At 58.9% G+C, this 17,254-nt stretch carries 12 protein-coding genes; 5 read left to right on the top strand and 7 right to left on the bottom strand.

Annotated elements, in window-relative coordinates; genetic code table 11:
* Positions 1-34 precede the first annotated feature (34 nt).
* Positions 35-1,654, bottom strand: coding sequence for an FMN-binding glutamate synthase family protein (locus tag AC1RAC_RS22015; protein WP_259284991.1), 1,620 nt, complete (start codon positions 1,652-1,654; stop codon positions 35-37).
* Between the two features lie 256 nt (positions 1,655-1,910).
* On the opposite strand from AC1RAC_RS22015, the gene AC1RAC_RS22020 reads away from it, so the two are divergent.
* Positions 1,911-2,789 carry a hypothetical protein gene (locus AC1RAC_RS22020; RefSeq protein ID WP_089041311.1) on the top strand — a complete coding sequence of 293 codons (879 nt, stop codon included), beginning with the start codon at positions 1,911-1,913 and terminating at the stop codon, positions 2,787-2,789.
* Between the two features lie 161 nt (positions 2,790-2,950).
* A complete protein-coding gene (locus tag AC1RAC_RS22025; RefSeq protein WP_034126440.1) occupies positions 2,951-3,223 on the top strand; it encodes a type B 50S ribosomal protein L31 in 273 nt (90 codons plus the stop codon).
* Positions 3,224-3,242: 19 nt separating this feature from the next.
* On the opposite strand, the gene AC1RAC_RS22030 is transcribed toward AC1RAC_RS22025, so the two are convergent.
* From AC1RAC_RS22030 to AC1RAC_RS22045, 4 genes are all read right to left on the bottom strand, one after another.
* Positions 3,243-4,622 carry an ATP-binding protein gene (locus AC1RAC_RS22030; protein ID WP_057976086.1) on the bottom strand — a complete coding sequence of 460 codons (1,380 nt, stop codon included), beginning with the start codon at positions 4,620-4,622 and terminating at the stop codon, positions 3,243-3,245.
* Positions 4,619-6,436: a DAHL domain-containing protein gene (locus tag AC1RAC_RS22035; protein ID WP_034126442.1), complete on the bottom strand. Its 1,818-nt coding sequence runs from the start codon at positions 6,434-6,436 to the stop codon at positions 4,619-4,621. The genes AC1RAC_RS22030 and AC1RAC_RS22035 overlap by 4 nt, the downstream gene beginning before the upstream one ends.
* Positions 6,433-7,365, bottom strand: coding sequence for a cytochrome-c peroxidase (locus AC1RAC_RS22040; protein ID WP_373456462.1), 933 nt, complete (start codon positions 7,363-7,365; stop codon positions 6,433-6,435). Before AC1RAC_RS22040 ends, AC1RAC_RS22035 begins: the two co-directional genes overlap by 4 nt.
* A gap of 67 nt (positions 7,366-7,432) precedes the next feature.
* Positions 7,433-9,307, bottom strand: coding sequence for a putative bifunctional diguanylate cyclase/phosphodiesterase (locus tag AC1RAC_RS22045; protein ID WP_089041309.1), 1,875 nt, complete (start codon positions 9,305-9,307; stop codon positions 7,433-7,435).
* Positions 9,308-9,506: 199 nt separating this feature from the next.
* On the opposite strand from AC1RAC_RS22045, the gene nosR reads away from it, so the two are divergent.
* Positions 9,507-10,820, top strand: coding sequence for a response regulator c-di-GMP phosphodiesterase, NosR family (gene nosR, locus AC1RAC_RS22050; protein ID WP_054897699.1), 1,314 nt, complete (start codon positions 9,507-9,509; stop codon positions 10,818-10,820).
* On the opposite strand, the gene AC1RAC_RS22055 is transcribed toward nosR, so the two are convergent.
* Positions 10,821-15,002 (bottom strand): dermonecrotic toxin domain-containing protein, encoded by a 4,182-nt coding sequence (locus tag AC1RAC_RS22055; RefSeq protein ID WP_492616992.1) that lies wholly within the window; start codon positions 15,000-15,002, stop codon positions 10,821-10,823.
* A 197-nt stretch (positions 15,003-15,199) separates the two neighbouring features.
* Between AC1RAC_RS22055 and AC1RAC_RS22060 the strand changes: the two genes are divergently transcribed.
* A complete protein-coding gene (locus AC1RAC_RS22060; protein WP_034126447.1) occupies positions 15,200-15,610 on the top strand; it encodes an NUDIX hydrolase in 411 nt (136 codons plus the stop codon).
* Positions 15,607-16,107, top strand: coding sequence for a GNAT family N-acetyltransferase (locus AC1RAC_RS22065; RefSeq protein WP_054897702.1), 501 nt, complete (start codon positions 15,607-15,609; stop codon positions 16,105-16,107). Before AC1RAC_RS22060 ends, AC1RAC_RS22065 begins: the two co-directional genes overlap by 4 nt.
* 132 nt (positions 16,108-16,239) lie before the next feature.
* Here AC1RAC_RS22065 and metR read toward each other — a convergent pair whose 3' ends face one another.
* Entirely contained in the window at positions 16,240-17,157 is a 918-nt protein-coding gene (gene metR / locus AC1RAC_RS22070) for a transcriptional regulator MetR (RefSeq protein ID WP_054897703.1), read from the bottom strand.
* Positions 17,158-17,254: the final 97 nt, after the last annotated feature.

Genomic DNA, 17,254 nt, shown 5'->3' on the forward strand with positions numbered 1-17,254 from the left:
TTCGGCGATGAACTTTCAACATGCTAGGTGTCCTTTAGGCTGCAGCAATTTCATGCGGCTCAAAACTGTCCGCCCGCGCCATCTGCCACATCCGCGAATAAAACTCGCCGTTCACTTCCCCTGTGAGCAATTCCCCAGGCTTGAGGAATACATGCAACTGCGAAAACAGTTTGATCTCGGTCGCCGACATGCGTCGTACCAAGTGCTTGGCCGACAACTGCGACGGGTGATCGAGCCCGGCGGCGGCGAGCATTTCTGCCAAAGCGTGCAGCGTGTTGCGGTGGAAGTTGAACACGCGCTGGGCCTTGTCCGGCACCACCAGCGCGCGTTGGCGCAGCGGGTCTTGGGTGGCGACGCCAGTCGGGCATTTGTTGGTGTGGCATGACTGCGACTGAATGCAGCCAATGGCGAACATGAAACCACGCGCCGAGTTGGCCCAGTCGGCGCCGATGGCCAGGACGCTGGCGATGTCGAAGGCGCTGACGATCTTGCCGCTGGCGCCGAGCTTGATCTTGTCGCGCAGGTTCAGGCCCACCAGGGTGTTATGCACGAACAGCAGGCCTTCGCGCAGCGGCACGCCGATATGGTCGGTGAATTCCACCGGCGCGGCACCGGTACCGCCTTCCTTGCCGTCCACCACGATAAAGTCCGGAAGGATGCCGGTTTCGAGCATGGCCTTGGCGATGCCCATGAATTCCCACGGATGGCCCAGGCAGAACTTGAAGCCCACAGGTTTGCCGCCGGACAGTTCGCGCAACTGAGCGATGAACTGCATCAGCTCGATCGGCGTGGAAAACGCGCTGTGACGCGACGGCGAGATGCAGTCTTCACCCATCATGATGCCGCGGGTGTCGGCGATTTCCTGGGTGACCTTGTGCTTGGGCAAAATCCCGCCATGGCCGGGCTTGGCGCCTTGGCTCATCTTGATTTCGATCATGCGCACTTGCGGGTTCTGGGCCTGCACAGCGAAGCGTTCGGAGTCGAAACGGCCGTCGCTGGTGCGGCAGCCGAAGTAACCGCTGCCCAGTTCCCAGGTGAGGTCGCCGCCGTTTTCGCGATGGTAGGGGCTGATGCTGCCTTCGCCGGTGTCGTGGGCAAAGTTGCCGAGCTTGGCGCCGTGGTTGAGTGCCCGGATCGCGTTGGCGCTCAATGAGCCGAAACTCATCGCCGAGATATTGAACACCGACGCCGAGTACGGCTGTGTGCACTGTGGGCCGCCGACCATCACGCGAAAACTGCTGGGGTCGCTCAGTGGCGCAGGGCGCATGGAGTGGCCGATAAATTCGAAGCCTGACTGGTACACGTCAATCAGGGTGCCGAAGGGTTTGTCTGCCGTTTCGTTCTTGGCGCGCGAATACACCAGCGAGCGCTGGGCGCGGGAGAAGGGCAGGGCGTCGCTGTCAGACTCCAGCAGGTACTGGCGGATTTCCGGGCGGATGGTTTCTACCAGGTAACGGATATTGCCCAGGATCGGATAGTTGCGACGCACCGCATGGGGGCTTTGCAGCAGGTCGACAATGCCGATCAGGCTGAGTACGCCGGTTACCAGCGTGATCGGCCACAGCCATTCATGTTCGATAAAGGGGAGGCTGGCGAGGGTGAAAATGACGCACACAGCAAAGAAGGCGTAGCGGCTTAACAAGGACAGGCTCATACGGTTTCCTTGGGTTCGGACTCTTCAGGTCGATTAACCATTCTGCACCTGTCGACAAAGCACGGACAAGGATTGATCGTCCAGTCAGCTATTTGAGCCTCTGCGTATTTGTACCGACAAAAAAACTATCAGCTTGATCAGGAACGTATTGCTGCCCCGTCACCATTCATTGAGTGTCTGGTTGTGACCGGGCGCTGTGAAGTAAGGACACTTTATCAAGAGGGAGTTTATAACGACCAAAACGAGTGACTTACCTATGACGACATCGATAGCGGTAGCGAATGTTTTTTCCAATGTCTGGAATTCTGCCCCCTCCAGCCACGATTGGAATAAAAGCCAGTTAACCGGCCCGCTACGGGAGCAAGTCGCCCAAGAACACAAACGCATTGAAGGCATCGAAAAACCTGAGCAGGATGTGAGCCGAAAGCCGGAGATCGCCACAGGCCGCCCACCGGGTGATAACCGCACCGCCGAACAAATCATCAACGATAATCCGATCCTCAAAAAACTGGGTCATCAAAAAGATATCAATCGCTCATTGGCTTACAAACTTCTTGGGGATTGGACGAGCAACAACAAAGACCCGGACGCACGGGCTGATGCAGCCTTCAACGCTGCGCGGGTGCTCAACTATATCGATACGTCCTTATCGGCTGACGGAGAACACCGAGGCAAGGCCCACGGCAATGGCGACCTTGAAGGCATTACCCATAGCGGCGACGCTCGGCACGGTACACCTGCAGGCGTGTGGAAAGACTTTACGGAGCAGGGTTATTTAGCCTTGCGTGAGCATCACCGTCTGGATAGTACCAGCGACACCCATGTCAGGAAGGACGGCACCAACAAAGATAACGTGCAATGGGCTGCCGGCGAGGCTGGAAAGAGAACCCGGTTTATCCCTGGACTCAGCAACATTCTTCTAGGTATTGGCGATTCGGAACCGGGAGTGATCGGAGCTATCAAAGGGGCGAAGGCGGGTTTTGACAAAACTCGGGCTGATGGTTTCGATGAAGCGCTCGCCAGCGCTACGAGAGGAAATCTTGTCGGCGTCGTTAAAGGGTATATCAATGCCGTGAAGAACAACGAAGCCAAGCCGAATGAGGCCCAGTCAGCACTGGATAAGATCAGCAGTTAAGCCAGTTTGGTTTTTAATGGTTGGACGTCCCAGGAAACGGATTTCCAGAAGGCCCCATAGCTCCTCGCGCTCTACCTTTATTGCAAGAGGTTCTCGTTTGGATGCTCGGTGTTGTGTTACTGTATAACAAATCAACCGCACCCAGACGCCCCGGAGGCCTCATGAAAGCTGGTATCCACCCCGACTACCGCACCGTGCTGTTCCACGACACCGCCGCCGATGTGTTCTTCCTCATCGGTTCCACCGCCGACAGTGATCGCACCCAGAAACACAGCGACGGCAACACCTATCCCTACATCCCCCTGGACGTCTCCAGCGCCTCGCACCCGGTCTACACCGGCCAGCAGCGCAAGACCCAGGCCGAAGGCCGGATTGCCGGGTTCAACAAGCGTTTTGCATCGTTTGGGTCGAGCCCGAAAAAAGCTGACGCATGAGCATGATTCGGCGGCGTGCCTACGCCGCCGTCTGCCGAATCGGCAGTACTACCCGAAACTTCGTACCCTTGCCCACCTCACTGCTGACGCTGATATCGCCACGGTGTTTCTTGACGATCCCGTAAGACAACGACAAACCCAGCCCGGTACCTTCGCCCACAGGCTTGGTGGTGAAGAACGGGTCGAAAATCTTCTGCACGGTGTCGGGGGCAATCCCACAGCCGTTGTCTGCGACTTCCAGCCACACGTTCTCGCCGTCCACCCCGTTGCTGATGGTGATGGTGCCGCGCTCAGGGCCCATGGCTTGTGCGGCGTTGATCACCAGATTCATCACCACCTGGTTGAGTTGCGAAGCCAGGCACTCGATTTCTGGCAGCGGCGTGTAGTGCTTGACCACATCGGCCTTGTACTTGAGTTCGCTGGCGACGATGTTCAGCGTCGAATCGATGCCTTGCTGCAGGTTCGCGAATTGCCAGGTCTGGTCGTTATCCACCCGTGAAAAGTTCTTCAGGTCCTTGACGATCTGCACCACACGGCCGATGCCGTCCTTGGATTCGCGGATCAGGATCGGAATGTCGTCCTTGAGAAAATCCAGGTCCAGCTCGTTGCGCAATGCCGTGAGCGGTTCGCGATGTTCTGGCGCCCCGATGTGCGCTTCGCTGCGCTGGTAGGCATCGAGCATCTGTTGCAGCTGCTTGAAGTAACTGTCGAGGGTGCTGAGGTTGGAGGAAATAAAGCCCACGGGGTTGTTGATCTCATGGGCGACGCCGGCCGCGAGTTGCCCCAGCGAGGCGAGTTTTTCCGACTGCACCAGTTGGCTTTCCAGGTGCTTGCGCTCTTCAATTTCCAGTTGCAGCGCTTGGGTGCGCTCTTCCACCAACCGCTCCAGCTGCGAGGTTTGCAGGGAAGCGCGGCGCGCCATGTCCCATTTGTTGGCCAGAGTGTTGGCCATTTGCTGGACTTCAATGTTGTCGAACGGCTTTTTCAGGATCAGCAGGCGGTCGTGGGCGTGCAGGCGAAACAACAGGTCATCCCAGGAATAGTCCGAGTAGGCGGTGCATACCACCACTTGCAGGTCGGGGGCGACTTTCCACAGTTCTTCAATGGTCTTGGCGCCGTCCCAGCCCTGGGGCATGCGCATGTCAACGAAGGCCAAGGCATAGGGGCGCTGTTGCGCCATGGCGCTGGTCAGCAAGCCCAGGCCTTCCTCGCCGCCATACGCGCCGTGCAGTTCGAATGCCTGGGCTTGAGGTTTGGCGGTGTCGCCGAACAACGCCGACTCCATTTCATCCAGCGCTTCGGTTGAGGCTTCGTCGGGCATCAGGATCTTGCGAAAATCCTCATGGATGGACGGTGTGTCATCGATCAGCAGGATGCGCCGGTTGGGAGGTTGGTTCATGAGCTGCTTCCGGCAAGTGTCATGGGGATGGTCAAGGTGAAGACGGCGCCAAGGCCCGGCCCGTCGCTGTGGGCGCTGAGCTGGCCGTTCATTTCCACGGCGGCCAGGGCGCAGCTGTGCAGGCCGAAACCGTGGCCCTCCTTGCGGGTGGTAAAACCGTGGGTGAAGATGCGTGCCATGTTCTCGGGCGGTATGCCTTCGCCATCGTCCTTCACACTGATCTTCAGGGTCTCGTCGCCTACCGATTCCACCGCCAGGGTGATTTGCCGTGGCCGCTCAGACAGTTTGTCCATGGCGTATTTGGCGTTGCTGATCAGGTTGACCATGATCAGCAATAACCTGTGCTTGTCCGCCAAGATCTCCGGCACCGGGGCGTACGCCTTCACAACAGTGACATGGTGACGGCTCAGCGCGCCGGCGTTCATGCGCAGGGCGTCGTCCATCAAGGCGCTGATATTGACCGGCTCCAGCAAGGTAGACGCACCCGCATAGGATTGCTGGGTTGAGACGATGTCCTTGATGTGGTCCACGCTTTTGCTCAACTGCGCCAGCTCATCGCTCATGCCTTGCTGTTCGATGGCAATCGCTTCGACCAACTGGTTCAGATAGCCCGGCAGCAACTTGCCCTTTTCATCCTCGGTAAGGAAGGTGCCCAGGTCGCCTTGGTGAGCGTTGATCAGTTGCATGGCCTTGCCCAGGCCGAGTGCCTTGCTGCTGCGCAGCTTGCGGCTGACCAGGTCGGCAGAGATGTTCACACTGTTGAGCACGTTACCGACGTTGTGCAGCACGTTGGTGGCGATCTCCGCCATGCCGGCCTGGCGGGCGCTGTTCATCAGCTCGCTCTGGGCATCCTTGAGCTGTTGCGTGCGCCGCTCCACCCGTTGTTCCAGGGTTTCGTTGGCGGCCTGCAACGCGCGGTTGACGCGGTTGATCTCGGCGAAACTGCGCAACAGGCGCACCGCCAGGTAAAGCAGCAGCACCACCAGCAAGGTCGAGAAGATCAGCAGGTAGCGATGGTACTGATGATCGATGAGGTCCGTAGCCTGCTGGTCCTGATTGAGGTGAGTGGTCAGGTCATCGAGGTGTTCGGCCACCGGCACGGCGGCAATCCGCTCGAGCAGGCTGTTGACCAGTGGCTGTTCGCGCAGGATCAGCGAAATATGATTGCTGAGGATCTCCACCGGTGCCTGGAACTCGCTGGGCAGGCTCTGTTGGTTGATGGCCAGCTTGCCCAGGCCCACCAGGATATCGGCGGCACGTTCGTCGCTGGTGACTTGGGCGAACTCCAGGCTGCTGAGCAGCAGGTCGTAAGTGTCGGTGGCCACGCTTTGCAGTTGCAGGCGGCCTTCGTCGGTCATGCTGTTGAATTGGGCCTGGATGTCGTCTTCGGCCGTCGGTAAAAAAGCCAATGAGTTACGCAGCACTGCGTTGTGGGATTTGAACTGGTCGACGAGCCGGGCTTTTTCCTCGATGGCCGTCAGGTACGCCGCATGGCTGGCTTGCCAACCGGGCAGGTCGGCAGCGCTGTGGTAGGTGTCGCGGCTTTCCAGTTCAGCGCCGATACGGGTCATTTCGGTCAGCGGCGTGACCAGTGGGTCGTAGTTGTGGGTGATCGCGATGCGGGCCTTGAGCACTTCGCTGTCCCACTGAGCATTGAGCTGCTGGAGTTGGCGGATCAAGTCGCGCGACTGGGTATAAGTGGCTGTCTGGTCGCGTGAAGACTTGAGGTACAAAAACACCAGGGTGGAGGCCAGGAACAGGGTGATGAGGCCTAGCAGGATTTGGCTGGTGCGTCGGCGTGACAAGGGTCTCATAACGGCTTGCCCGCCCATTCGCCGGTCAGGGTCTTGAGAAACTGGATAATCAGGTCCTTGTCTTCCTGGGACGGGTTGCGCCCCAACTGGTACTTGAACATCACGTCAACCGCCTCTTCAAGGGTCTTGGCCGAGGCGTCGTGGAAGTACGGCGCCGTGACGGCCACATTGCGCAGGCTGGGCACCTTGAACACATGGCGGTCTTCTTCATCCTGGGTCAGCAGGTAGCGCCCCAGGTCCGATTCCAGCGGGTTGCCGCGGGCCTTGAAGTAATCGCCCATCACGCCGAATTTCTGGAACATATTGCCGCCAATGTTCACGCCCTGGTGACAGGCAATGCAGCCGTAATCCTTGAAGCGTTGGTAGCCGTATTTTTCCTGGCGGGTCAGGATATCGGTGTTGCCCAGCAAGTATTGGTCAAACCGCGAATTGGGTGTCAGCAGCGTACGCTCGTAGGTGGCCAGGGCGTTTTGCACATTGGAAGCGGTGACGCCATCGGGATAGGCCTGTTTGAACGCGTTCTGGTAGGCGGGCAGGGCGGACAGGTTGCGCACCACGCTATTCCAGTCGCTGCCCATTTCCACCGGGCTGATCACCACCTGCTCGACCTGGGCCTGCAGCGTGTCCACCCGACCGTTCCAGAACTGTTTGAAGTTCAGGCTGGCATTGAATACGGAAGGGGTATTGATCTGCACCGGTTTGCCGTCAAAGCCAATGGAGAATGGCTTGTTGTCGGCGCCGCCGCTGGTCAGTTGGTGACAGCTCGCGCAGGACAAGGTGTTGTTGACCGACAAGCGCGGCTCATTGAACAACTGGCGACCCAACTCAACCTTGGCCGGGTCCAGTACTGGAACCGCCGGCAAGGGCTTGAGCGCTTCGTCCAGCGGTGCGGCTGACAGCGATGCGGTGCTCAGGCATAACGCGAACATCAGGCCGGAACGGTGGTTTACGACATTGCTCAAGCGAGCACTCCTTGCAGGCCCAGGGCTATTTATTTTATTGATCCGGCATCAGTGTCGCGCTATCCGTTTGCAGCAGCTGCACAAAATCTTTCGAAGGCAGCGCCTTGCTGAACAGAAAGCCCTGGCCCTCCTCACACCGCTGGGCTTTGAGGAAGTTCAATTGGTCGACGGTTTCCACACCTTCGGCAATGATGTTCAGCTCCAGGCTCTTGCCCATGCCGATGATAGCGCTGATCAGTTGTTCGTCCTGGCTATTGATGCGCAGGCCGCGCACGAAGGATTGATCGATCTTCAGCACGTCGATGGGAAAGCGCCGCAGGTAGCTGAGGCTGGAGTAGCCGGTGCCGAAATCGTCCAGGGCCAGGCGGATGCCCATGGCCTTGATCTTTTGCAGGGTCTCCACGGTTTCGTCGACGTTCTGCATCAGCACGCTTTCGGTGATTTCCAGTTCCAGTTGGGTGGGCGGCAGGCCTGTTTCTTTCAGGATGGCGGCCAGGTTGTCGACGAAGTCCCGTTGGCGAAAGTCGATCGCCGAGATGTTCACCGACATGCGCAGGGGCGCCAGGCCCATCTCACGCCAGGCTTGGGCTTGTGTGCAGGCTTGGCGCAGGACCCACTGAGTCAGGCGCACGATCAGGCCGCTGTCTTCGGCGACCGGAATGAACTCCGCCGGGCTGACCCAACCCGACTGCGGTCGAAACCAGCGGGTCAGCGCTTCCGCACCGACGATGCGCCCGGACTCCAGCGCCAGCTTGGGTTGGTAATGCAGCACAAACTCATCGCGGTCCAGCGCCTGGCGGATCGCGCTTTCCAGGTTTTGCTGGTGCTGGGCGCGCAGGTTCATGTCTTCGGTGTAAAAGCTGAAATCCCCCGGGCCGCGTTCTTTGCTGGTGCGCATCGCGGTTTCAGCGTGCTTGAGCAAACCCACGGCATTGTCGCTGTCATCGGGGTAAATACTGATGCCCAGGCTGGCGCTCACACTCAGGTCATGCCCCGCGACATGGCGAGTCGCGCTGACAGCATTTAGTACTTTTTGCGCAATGTGCTGGGTTTGCTGGGGATGCTGGATATCGTTAAGCAGCACCACGAACTCGTCAGAGCCATAACGAAACACCGAGTCCGAGGCCCGTATCGCCGCCACCAGGCTCAGGCTCACCTGCGCAAGCACCTCGTCGCCGGCCGGATAGCCCAGGGCGTTGTTGATGCGCTTGAAGCGGTCGAGCCCCAGAAACATCACCGCCAGTTGCGTGTCGTGCCTGCGGGCCAAGGCGATCGCCTGGGTCAGGCGGTCGCCCAGCAACGTGCTGTTGGGCAACTCCGTCAGGGCGTCGTATTGCAATAAATGCGAGACCTTGAGCAGCTCCTGCACGCGTTCCTCGATGGTGCGCTCCAGGCTGATCACCTTGAGGGCCGCGTCTTGGGCCAGTTGCCATTTCCAGGTCAGGGCGCTGGCCATCTGGCGGATTTCCAGGTGGTCGAAGGGCTTTTTCAGGATCAGCAGTTGGTCGTTGTACTTCAGGCGCGCTTCGATGGCCTCGAAGGAATAGTCGGAATAGGCCGTGCAGAGCGCGATTTGCAGGTTGGGGTCCACCTCCCATAGCTGTTCGATGGTGTGCAGGCCGTCCCAGCCTGGGGGCATGCGCATGTCGATAAACACCATGGCGTAGGGCGAGTGGGCGTCCAGGGCCTTCTTGACCAGCGCCAAGGCTTCCTGGCCCTGGTAGGCCGAATCCAGGTCAAACGCCTGGCGCGCCGGCGCGGTGGTGCCGAAGAGGGTGGACTCCAGGGTGTCGAGGGAGGGCTCGCCGTGCTCGTCGGCACAGAGGATCTTGCGAAAATCCTGGTGGATCGAAGCCGTGTCATCCACGATCAGGATGCGCCGGTTGGCCCGGCCCGATTCCGTCCTCATGGCGCACTCGGCACGTGCAAAAGGCTTGATGGCATGACAATTCCTTCCCTGGTTCTACAACTGAACGGGGCGCGAGCATGCAGTGCAGCATAGTTGAGTTCCCTTGATATCGACGGCCAGTTGGCGTCAAATCAATCGCGCTTTGTATTGCGCGGATTCAATTTAGCCTAACTTCGTTTAATTTGAAGGCAGAGTCGCCATGGATGAACAACTCGCTACGAAGTCCGCTGTTTTGCTGGTCGACGATGAAGAGTCGATCCTTAACAGCCTGCGCCGCCTGTTGCGCGGCCAGCCCTATGAGGTGGTATTGGCCACCAGCGGCGCCCAGGCGCTGGAGATCATGGCGACCCGGCCTATCGATCTGGTGATGAGCGATGCGCGCATGCCCGGCATGGACGGCGCCACGCTGCTGGCCGAGGTCCACCGCCTGTATCCCGCCACCAGCCGCATCCTGCTCACCGGCTACGCCGACCTCACCACCATCATCAAGGCGATCAACGACGGGCAGATCCACCGCTACATCAGCAAACCCTGGAACGACGAAGAGTTGCAACTGGTGTTGCAGCAAACCCTCGAGCACCAACGCCTTGAACGCCTGGCCCGAGACCAGACCGAACAGCTCAAGCTGCTCAACGCCACCCTGGAAAAACGCGTGGCGGCGCGTACCGCCGAGTTGCAACAAACCGCCGACATGCTCGACCTGGCCTACGATGAGCTCAAGCGCAGCTACGTGACCGGGACCGAAGTGTTTTCGCTGTTGGCCAACCTGCGCTTGCCCAAGGACAAACAGACCAACCGTGCGTTGATCGAGTTGATCCGGGTGTATTGCGCCGCCCAGTCCATGGACGAATCCAGCACCCGTGACCTGACCATGGCCGCCGCGTTGTACAACATCGGCAAGTTGAGCTGGACGGACAGCATGATGGTTGCACCGTCGGACAAACTGCACAGCACCGACCGCGGCTTGTACCGTGAGTATCCGGGGCAGAGCGAGTCGCTGCTGATGACCCTTGAGCCGATGAAGGACGCGGCGCGGATCATTCGTCATCACCAGGAACGTTGGGACGGCACGGGGTTTCCCGACCACCTCAAGGGCGATGCGATCCCGCCCGGTTCACGGCTGCTGAAGCTGGCGGTGGACTTTATCGAATTGCAGAAAGGCCTGATCCTGGAGCGGCACCTCAACAGCGACGAGGCGCTGCTGTATATCCGCAAGTACGCCGGGCGCCTGTATGACCCGGCGTTGGTGGAAGATTTCGTGCAAGCCTGCGCGACCTTCCTCAGCGATGTGACCCTGGGTGATCCGACGGTAAAAGTCCTCTCCACCCGTGAGCTGGAAGCCGGCATGGTGCTGGCGCGCAACCTCAATGCCGACAACGGCATGTTATTGCTCAATGCCGGCAAGGTGCTGAACCTGCCGCTGGTGGACAAGCTGATCGCGTTCGAGGCGATGGAGGGCGCCAAGTACAGTGTGTTTATCAGGGCGCCGGACGAGGTGCCGCCCCTCCTGTAGTTATACGCCCCAGGCTACGTGCTTGCTGGCGTGGTAATCAAAGATACCCCTGATGATGTAGACATCTTTGCCACCTTCTTTGCCGTTTTGTTCAATTGCCACGCGCCAAAGACCACGGCCTGTGCCGGGCTGCACCTGGGGGAGATCGACGTAGGTGAAGTTGCCTATTCGCTTGCGGCTGAGGCGACCGGCTTGGATATCCTGGGTGATCTCCTCAAGTTTGGCGGTGGCGGGGGTGGGCAGGAGTTTTTTCTGGGTTTGCGCCAGTTCATCCAGCTTCACGATGTTGATGTGCGGATCGCGAGTGGGCACGACTTCCGGCCCGACAGGCAGCGCCGGCGCTGGCCTTTCAACTCTATGGGTTTGAACGCGGGGGACTTCAAACTCCAGAGGCGTTGCAAACTTGGGCAGGGCTTTTTCGAATGCTGTGACATCTCTACTGTCTACCATCGCTACGCCAGTATCTGCCCCATGCTGGCCTCGGGATAGGGCGATATAGGGAATACCGGATTTTTTGAAATCCTCTGAAAAGGAGGTGACTTGAAGCTTGGCGAGTTTGGCCTTGAAGGTCTCCGTCATGAAGGCATCCAGGGTGCTTTTTGTCTCAGGCAGCAATAAGAATCGACGTATCGCTTCCTGGCGTGTAATTCCGAGATCTGAGGCGAGTTGATTAATATGTACGAGGTGTTCGGGCTTGTATGCAAACATTTTCAGTGCAGCATCCCGCCAAGTATAAAGTTCATATTTTGCTGCGAATTTATCCATCGCATGCTGGTGTTTGTGGGTGATGGCGTACCCGACAAATTGTGCGCCAGTATCGGGGTCGGCAACGGCAATCGATGTTCTGATTTGTTTGTCGAGGTTCTCGTTTTTGCCAATGAGCCTTTTGACTTTTTTAAACAGTTCTTCCTTGTCCCGCGCAGACAGGGGTTGCGCAAAATGTTGTGTCGACAGGTGTATATGTTCAACCGTGGCCAGTTCGAGCCGCAGGTTTAACAGGGAACTACGTAACCTCTCTTGATTGGCTCGGCTCAAGCTTTTCGAGTTCGACATCCAGCGGCGAAATTCAGCTTCATCCAGGGTGCCAAGCTGTTGTCGGGCGCGAGTGATCAAATCGAGCTTCAGGGAAGCGTCGGTTTGTTCTATGACGCGCACGAAATCCCGCATTTCCCCTTCTGTTGCAAAAAGCCGCATCGCCGCGATCAGGTCCGCATCCACTTGCTGTTCAGGGGTGAGAGGACGCAGGGCACCCAGAACGGAACCTCCGCCCACAGCGTTTCGTTCGAAACGGGGCTTCCAGCTCTTTGCGTCTCCCGGTACGACCATAAAGTCCACGTGGTGACCTGCCGGGTCTTTTACATAGCGTGCGCCGTCTTCTACATAGGACTGATACAGGTGATAGCGGCCTGTTGGGTCGCGCATCGCGATGAACTGGTTATTGTGTTTATCAAAAAAACACGGTGCGCGGCCCGACTGGCGCGACAGTCTGTATCGGTGGGTGTTGGCAAACTCCACTACGTCAAAGAACGGCTCTATTTGCTCAGGCAACCGATACGGCATCACATTGACCCAGGCGGGTTCCAACGGGCGGAGGGAGGCACCCGTCAGTACAATGGCGGTGCTCCTGTCCGTACCGACTTTACTGGCCAGCCCCGGAATGCGCCGCCCCAGCTGCTTGGCCACGCCTAATCCGCGGTTGATAGCTCGGCGCAAAAACGACAGGGCGGTTTTGCCGGGTATCAACCCGAGCAGAAAATCGGCGGTTTCCACCCCGAACATAAAGGCGTTTACTGCCGATTCGCGGAAAATTTGCGCATTGCTCCGTGAACGGTAGTCGGCGTGCGCGAGTTGAAAACCCAGTTGCGCCGAATACAGGTATGCGTGGAAATTGCCGGTTATCGGCGTCAAGGTATAGCGGTACACACTGCGCGTATCGTTGAAGATCCGTGTGATCTCTTTCGTATCCTTAGTGGCCATCTGGGAAGTGAAATAGGCCTGCCATTCCGGTTTTGCTTTCAGCGTGTCCAGCTCCACCAGCCCCTTGGTCAGCTCCCGGAAGGCAACGCCATCTGGTGCATCCGGGGTATACAGCACACTGACCCCGTCAGGCTTGGTGCCTTTTCGATGAATGACCAGGACACGATGCATGACCTGCCCGCCTTGGCCCCTCTCTTGCGCGGCGCCCAATACCAGCAGGTTGACCTCTATCTCGAATTCGCTGACTCGGGGGCGGGTGGTTGAATCAGGGTGTTCAGTGACAGCTTTTATCCAGTCAAACCCACTGCCTGGCGTCTGGAACGTAAACAGTTTGGCTGCGTCAGGGTTGAGACGGTTCTCAAGCGCGTCCTTATTCATTTTTGCCGCGTTGGCGCGCTGCCAGACTGTAGCGAAGCTGCTTGTCCCGCTGCTCAGCGAGAAGGTTGACCGCAGATACGTATCGTATTTTTGGCCAATGTCAGCTTCTGTTGCGAGTGCGCGCAAATCATCGTTGCCAAGTTTTCCGTGAGGGTTGCCGGCTGTGTCAATAATGTTGGCGGTGGCACTGATCGTTCTATGTATGCCATGCACCGACCATGGGTCGACATTACGTTGGGTATAACTTCCCAGTGTGCGCAGATCCACCACGGTTTGGGTACGCCAGGTGCCCCACATCAGTTTTTTGCCTGGCAGGCACTGCGGGATATTGATCTTGCGGTCTTCGCTGATGTAGACAATGGTGGCTTCCTCGTTACGATACCCCGTCATCTCGGCCGACCGGGAGGACGTTGTGACGCGCAGGTGAACCAGGCTTCTATAAGGGTCAATATCAACGTTGGCATACACAGGTTTCTGTTTTTTCAGCACCTTGTCGGTCTCCTGTTGGGAGAACGCTTCCAGTGTCAAGATTCTCTCAAGATGAGGTGTGAGTTCCTCATTGCTGTCGATCAGTTCTTGTTCCAGTTGCCTGTACCGAGCCTGGTCTTGCTCGCCGGAGGTTTTCAACCATGCGGGTTCGGCCGTCAACAGGCGTAGATTGCGCACCATAAAAGCATTAGCGACATCCCACTGTGGCGTCAGGTCTGCGGCCAGGTCGAGCTCGCCTGTGGAGGGCAACGTCTCCCTGCGCAAGGCTTCGCGAACGGAGAAATGTTGCCTGACTCGCAATGCGCGGACACTGTCAGCAATCACGTCAGCGTCTATCTGGGACGGGGTCGTCGTCAGTACGGGCAAGCCGCTCAGCGCGGCACGAGCGGCTGTCGGCAGGCTTGCGATCAACAGCTTGCCTGGCGCTGCGCCGTCTTGTATGCGGGCTGCGACGGTGTCATTCAAACGCGCCAGGTTTTCAAACTCCTCAAACTCCTCGCTTGGGCTATAGAGCATCACTTTGCCCGTCAGAGGCGTCGTGCCCGTGGGGGTCAGAATGAATGCGCCGGCGAATTCACTGCCATTCTCCAGGGCCAGTCGGTACACCGTGGGCCTGTTGTCGACGGTAAACACCTGTTCACGTGCCGCAGCACTTGGGTACTTGAGCACGTTCTGCGCCAGCGTCCGTGCATGCGCCGACAACGTGCCGTCCACCGAGCGCAATGCCAGTTGATGGGCTAGCACTTGTCGGCGCAATGCGACCAATTGCTCCTCCGTGTTGGGTTGGGAGGGCTCGCCAGCCCCCCAGAATGTATTCAGGCTCAACGTGATGGCTATTTCCAGCCTGGCGGCCAGGGTTGTCGTCGAGGCATTGGCAGAGAGGATTTTATCGGTGTCCAGGGTGTTGCATTCGCGGTAGAAGGCGCCGCTCTCCTGGGTCAGATAAGACTCTGCGCCAGGCGCGCGTAAGGTGGCCAGCAGCGAGCCCAGTGGTTCGCAGGACAGCAGGTGCTTTTGTCCTTCCTGGTCTTCGCGATAGCGGCTATAAAAAATCTGGTTGGGATTGATGGGCAGATGTGCATCGGGAAACATCTCGGCCAATTGCTGCTGGTACACGCGGCCGACACTCGGCTGTCGCCTTACCAGCTCAGAGGTCTGTGCATTGAGTTTGTCGAGTTCACGGGTGAGGTAAGCCAGTTGTTCTTCGGCAGAAAGTGAAGCCGGCGGCACGACCGCAAGCGTCATCGGTTGCACGGTAGGGGTTGACGTGCTGTCGGCCGGCAGCGGTTGTGGTTCGTCAGTGGATGATTCTTTGAGGGTGGGCAATGAATTGTGCATGAGTAAACTCTTATAAAAGAGCGCGGCGCACCGAGGTGCAGCGAGCCCTGCTGAATATGAGTTTGCGAGTTTAGGGTGGCCGAAACTGGACCCTGCGGTGTATGTATGTCGGAAAAAATCGCCCTGCACTCGCGAGTTGCGTGTGCAGAATGCGCGTGGGATCCTTGGCCGCTTTTCAATCCGAGAGAGGGCCTTCCATGTCCAAGACTATCCGCATTGCAGCCGCGCTGTTGGTCCGTGGCGACGGTCAAACCCTGCTTGTGCGCAAGCGCGATACCCTGGCTTTCATGCAACCGGGCGGCAAAATCGACGCCGGCGAGCAACCTGCCGAGGCGCTCGTCCGTGAGTTGCACGAGGAGCTGAACCTGCGCGTTGATCCGAGCCAAGCCGTCTATCTTGGCCAGTTCTCGGCACCCGCGGCCAACGAACCGGGTTTTACCGTAGAGGCGGAGTTGTTCAAGGTGCAGGTCGACGTCGCCGTCACCCCTGCAGCAGAGATTGAAGAGGTGTGCTGGATCGATCCCATGGGCGAAGGTGACTTGCATCTGGCGCCATTGACGCGCGATTTGATCCTGCCGTTCTATCGTGATTCGCTGGCTACCGCATGATGATTCGCCCGCTGGACGCCGACGATGCGCAAGCCTATCGGGCATTGATGCTCGAGGCCTATGGCGCGTACCCGCAAGCGTTCACGTCCAGTGTCGCGGAGCGCGCCTCGATGCCATTGAGCTGGTGGGAAAAGCGTCTCGACAGCCCGCTGGATTGCCTGTTGGGCGGCTTTGATGGGGCGCGACTGGCCGGCATCGTTGGCCTGGCCTACGAGCCTCGCGAAAAGGCGCGGCACAAGGTGACCTTGTTCGGCATGTACGTGACCGAGGCTTATCAACAGCAAGGGCTGGGGCGGCAGCTGGTGCAAGCCGCACTGGAAGAAGCCCGCCGCCACCCGCGCCTCAAACTGATCCAGCTGACCGTCACCGCCGGCAATGACGCGGCCTTTGCGCTCTACCAGCGCTGCGGTTTCATTCAGTACGGCCTGGAGCCACTGGCCGTGCGGGTAGGCGTCGAATACTTCGACAAGATCCACATGTGGCGCGAGCTACATTGATCGTTCCAACGCTCTGCGTGGGCACGCATCCCGTGACGCTCCGCGTCACCACGTGGACGCAGAGCGTCCTTGGCGGCATTCCCACGCAGAGCGTGGGAACGATCGGCACTCGCCCGCACACTCAGAGCCCGCTCAACGCACCGCGCTTACGCCATCCAAGGTGGAAAACGAGGTGTCCTTGGCCGTCAGCAAGAAGTCGCGCATATAAGGTGCATCCAGCATGTCGGCACGAATGCCCGCATACAAGGTGGCGAACAAACCCTTCTCACCCAACCGCTTGGCCTTCACATACCCGCGTGAGCTGTATTCATGCAGCGCCCAGTGGGGCATACCGCACACCCCACGGCCGCTGGCCACCAGTTGCATCATCATCACGGTCAGCTCCGAAGTCCGCACCTGGGTCGGTTCAACGTCGGCCGGTTCCAGGAAGCGGGTGAAGATGTCCAGGCGGTCACGTTCCACCGGGTAGGTGATCAGGGTTTCTGTCAGCAGGTCTTCCGGCACGATGTAGGACTTGTTCGCCAACGCGTGCTGGTTGGCCACCGCCAGCATGGCTTCGTAGGTGAACAGCGGCACGTAGGTGATACCCGGCAGTTCCAGCGGGTCGGAGGTCACCACCAGGTCCAGGTCGCCACGGGCCAGGGCCGGCAGCGGCGCGAAGGCAAAGCCCGAGGCCAGGTCCAGCTCGACTTCCGGCCAGGCATCGCGGAACTGGTCGATGGTCGGCATCAGCCACTGGAAACAACTGTGGCATTCGATCGCCATGTGCAAGCGCCCAGCGGTACCCCCGGCCAGCCGCGCAATATCGCGCTCGGCACCGCGCAACAACGGCAGGGTGGCGTCGGCCAATTGCAGCAGGCGCAGGCCGGCGCTGGTGAAGCGCACCGGTTTGGTCTTGCGCACGAACAGTGGCATGCCCAGGCGCTCTTCCAGTTCCTTGAACTGATGGGAGAGGGCGGACTGGGTCAGGTGCAGGCGTTCGGCGGCTTCCACCAGGCTGTCGGCTTCGCGCAAGGCGTGCAGGGTTTTCAAGTGACGGATTTCGAGCACAGGCGCTCCATGAAGAAAATTTGCGACGAATACGGAATGCTTGATTTTGTCTCATGTTGTGGGGCGTGTCGACCATGACCACTGGGCGCTCTTCATC

The sequence above is a fragment of the Pseudomonas sp. GW823-FHT02F05 genome, assembly GCF_058797315.1.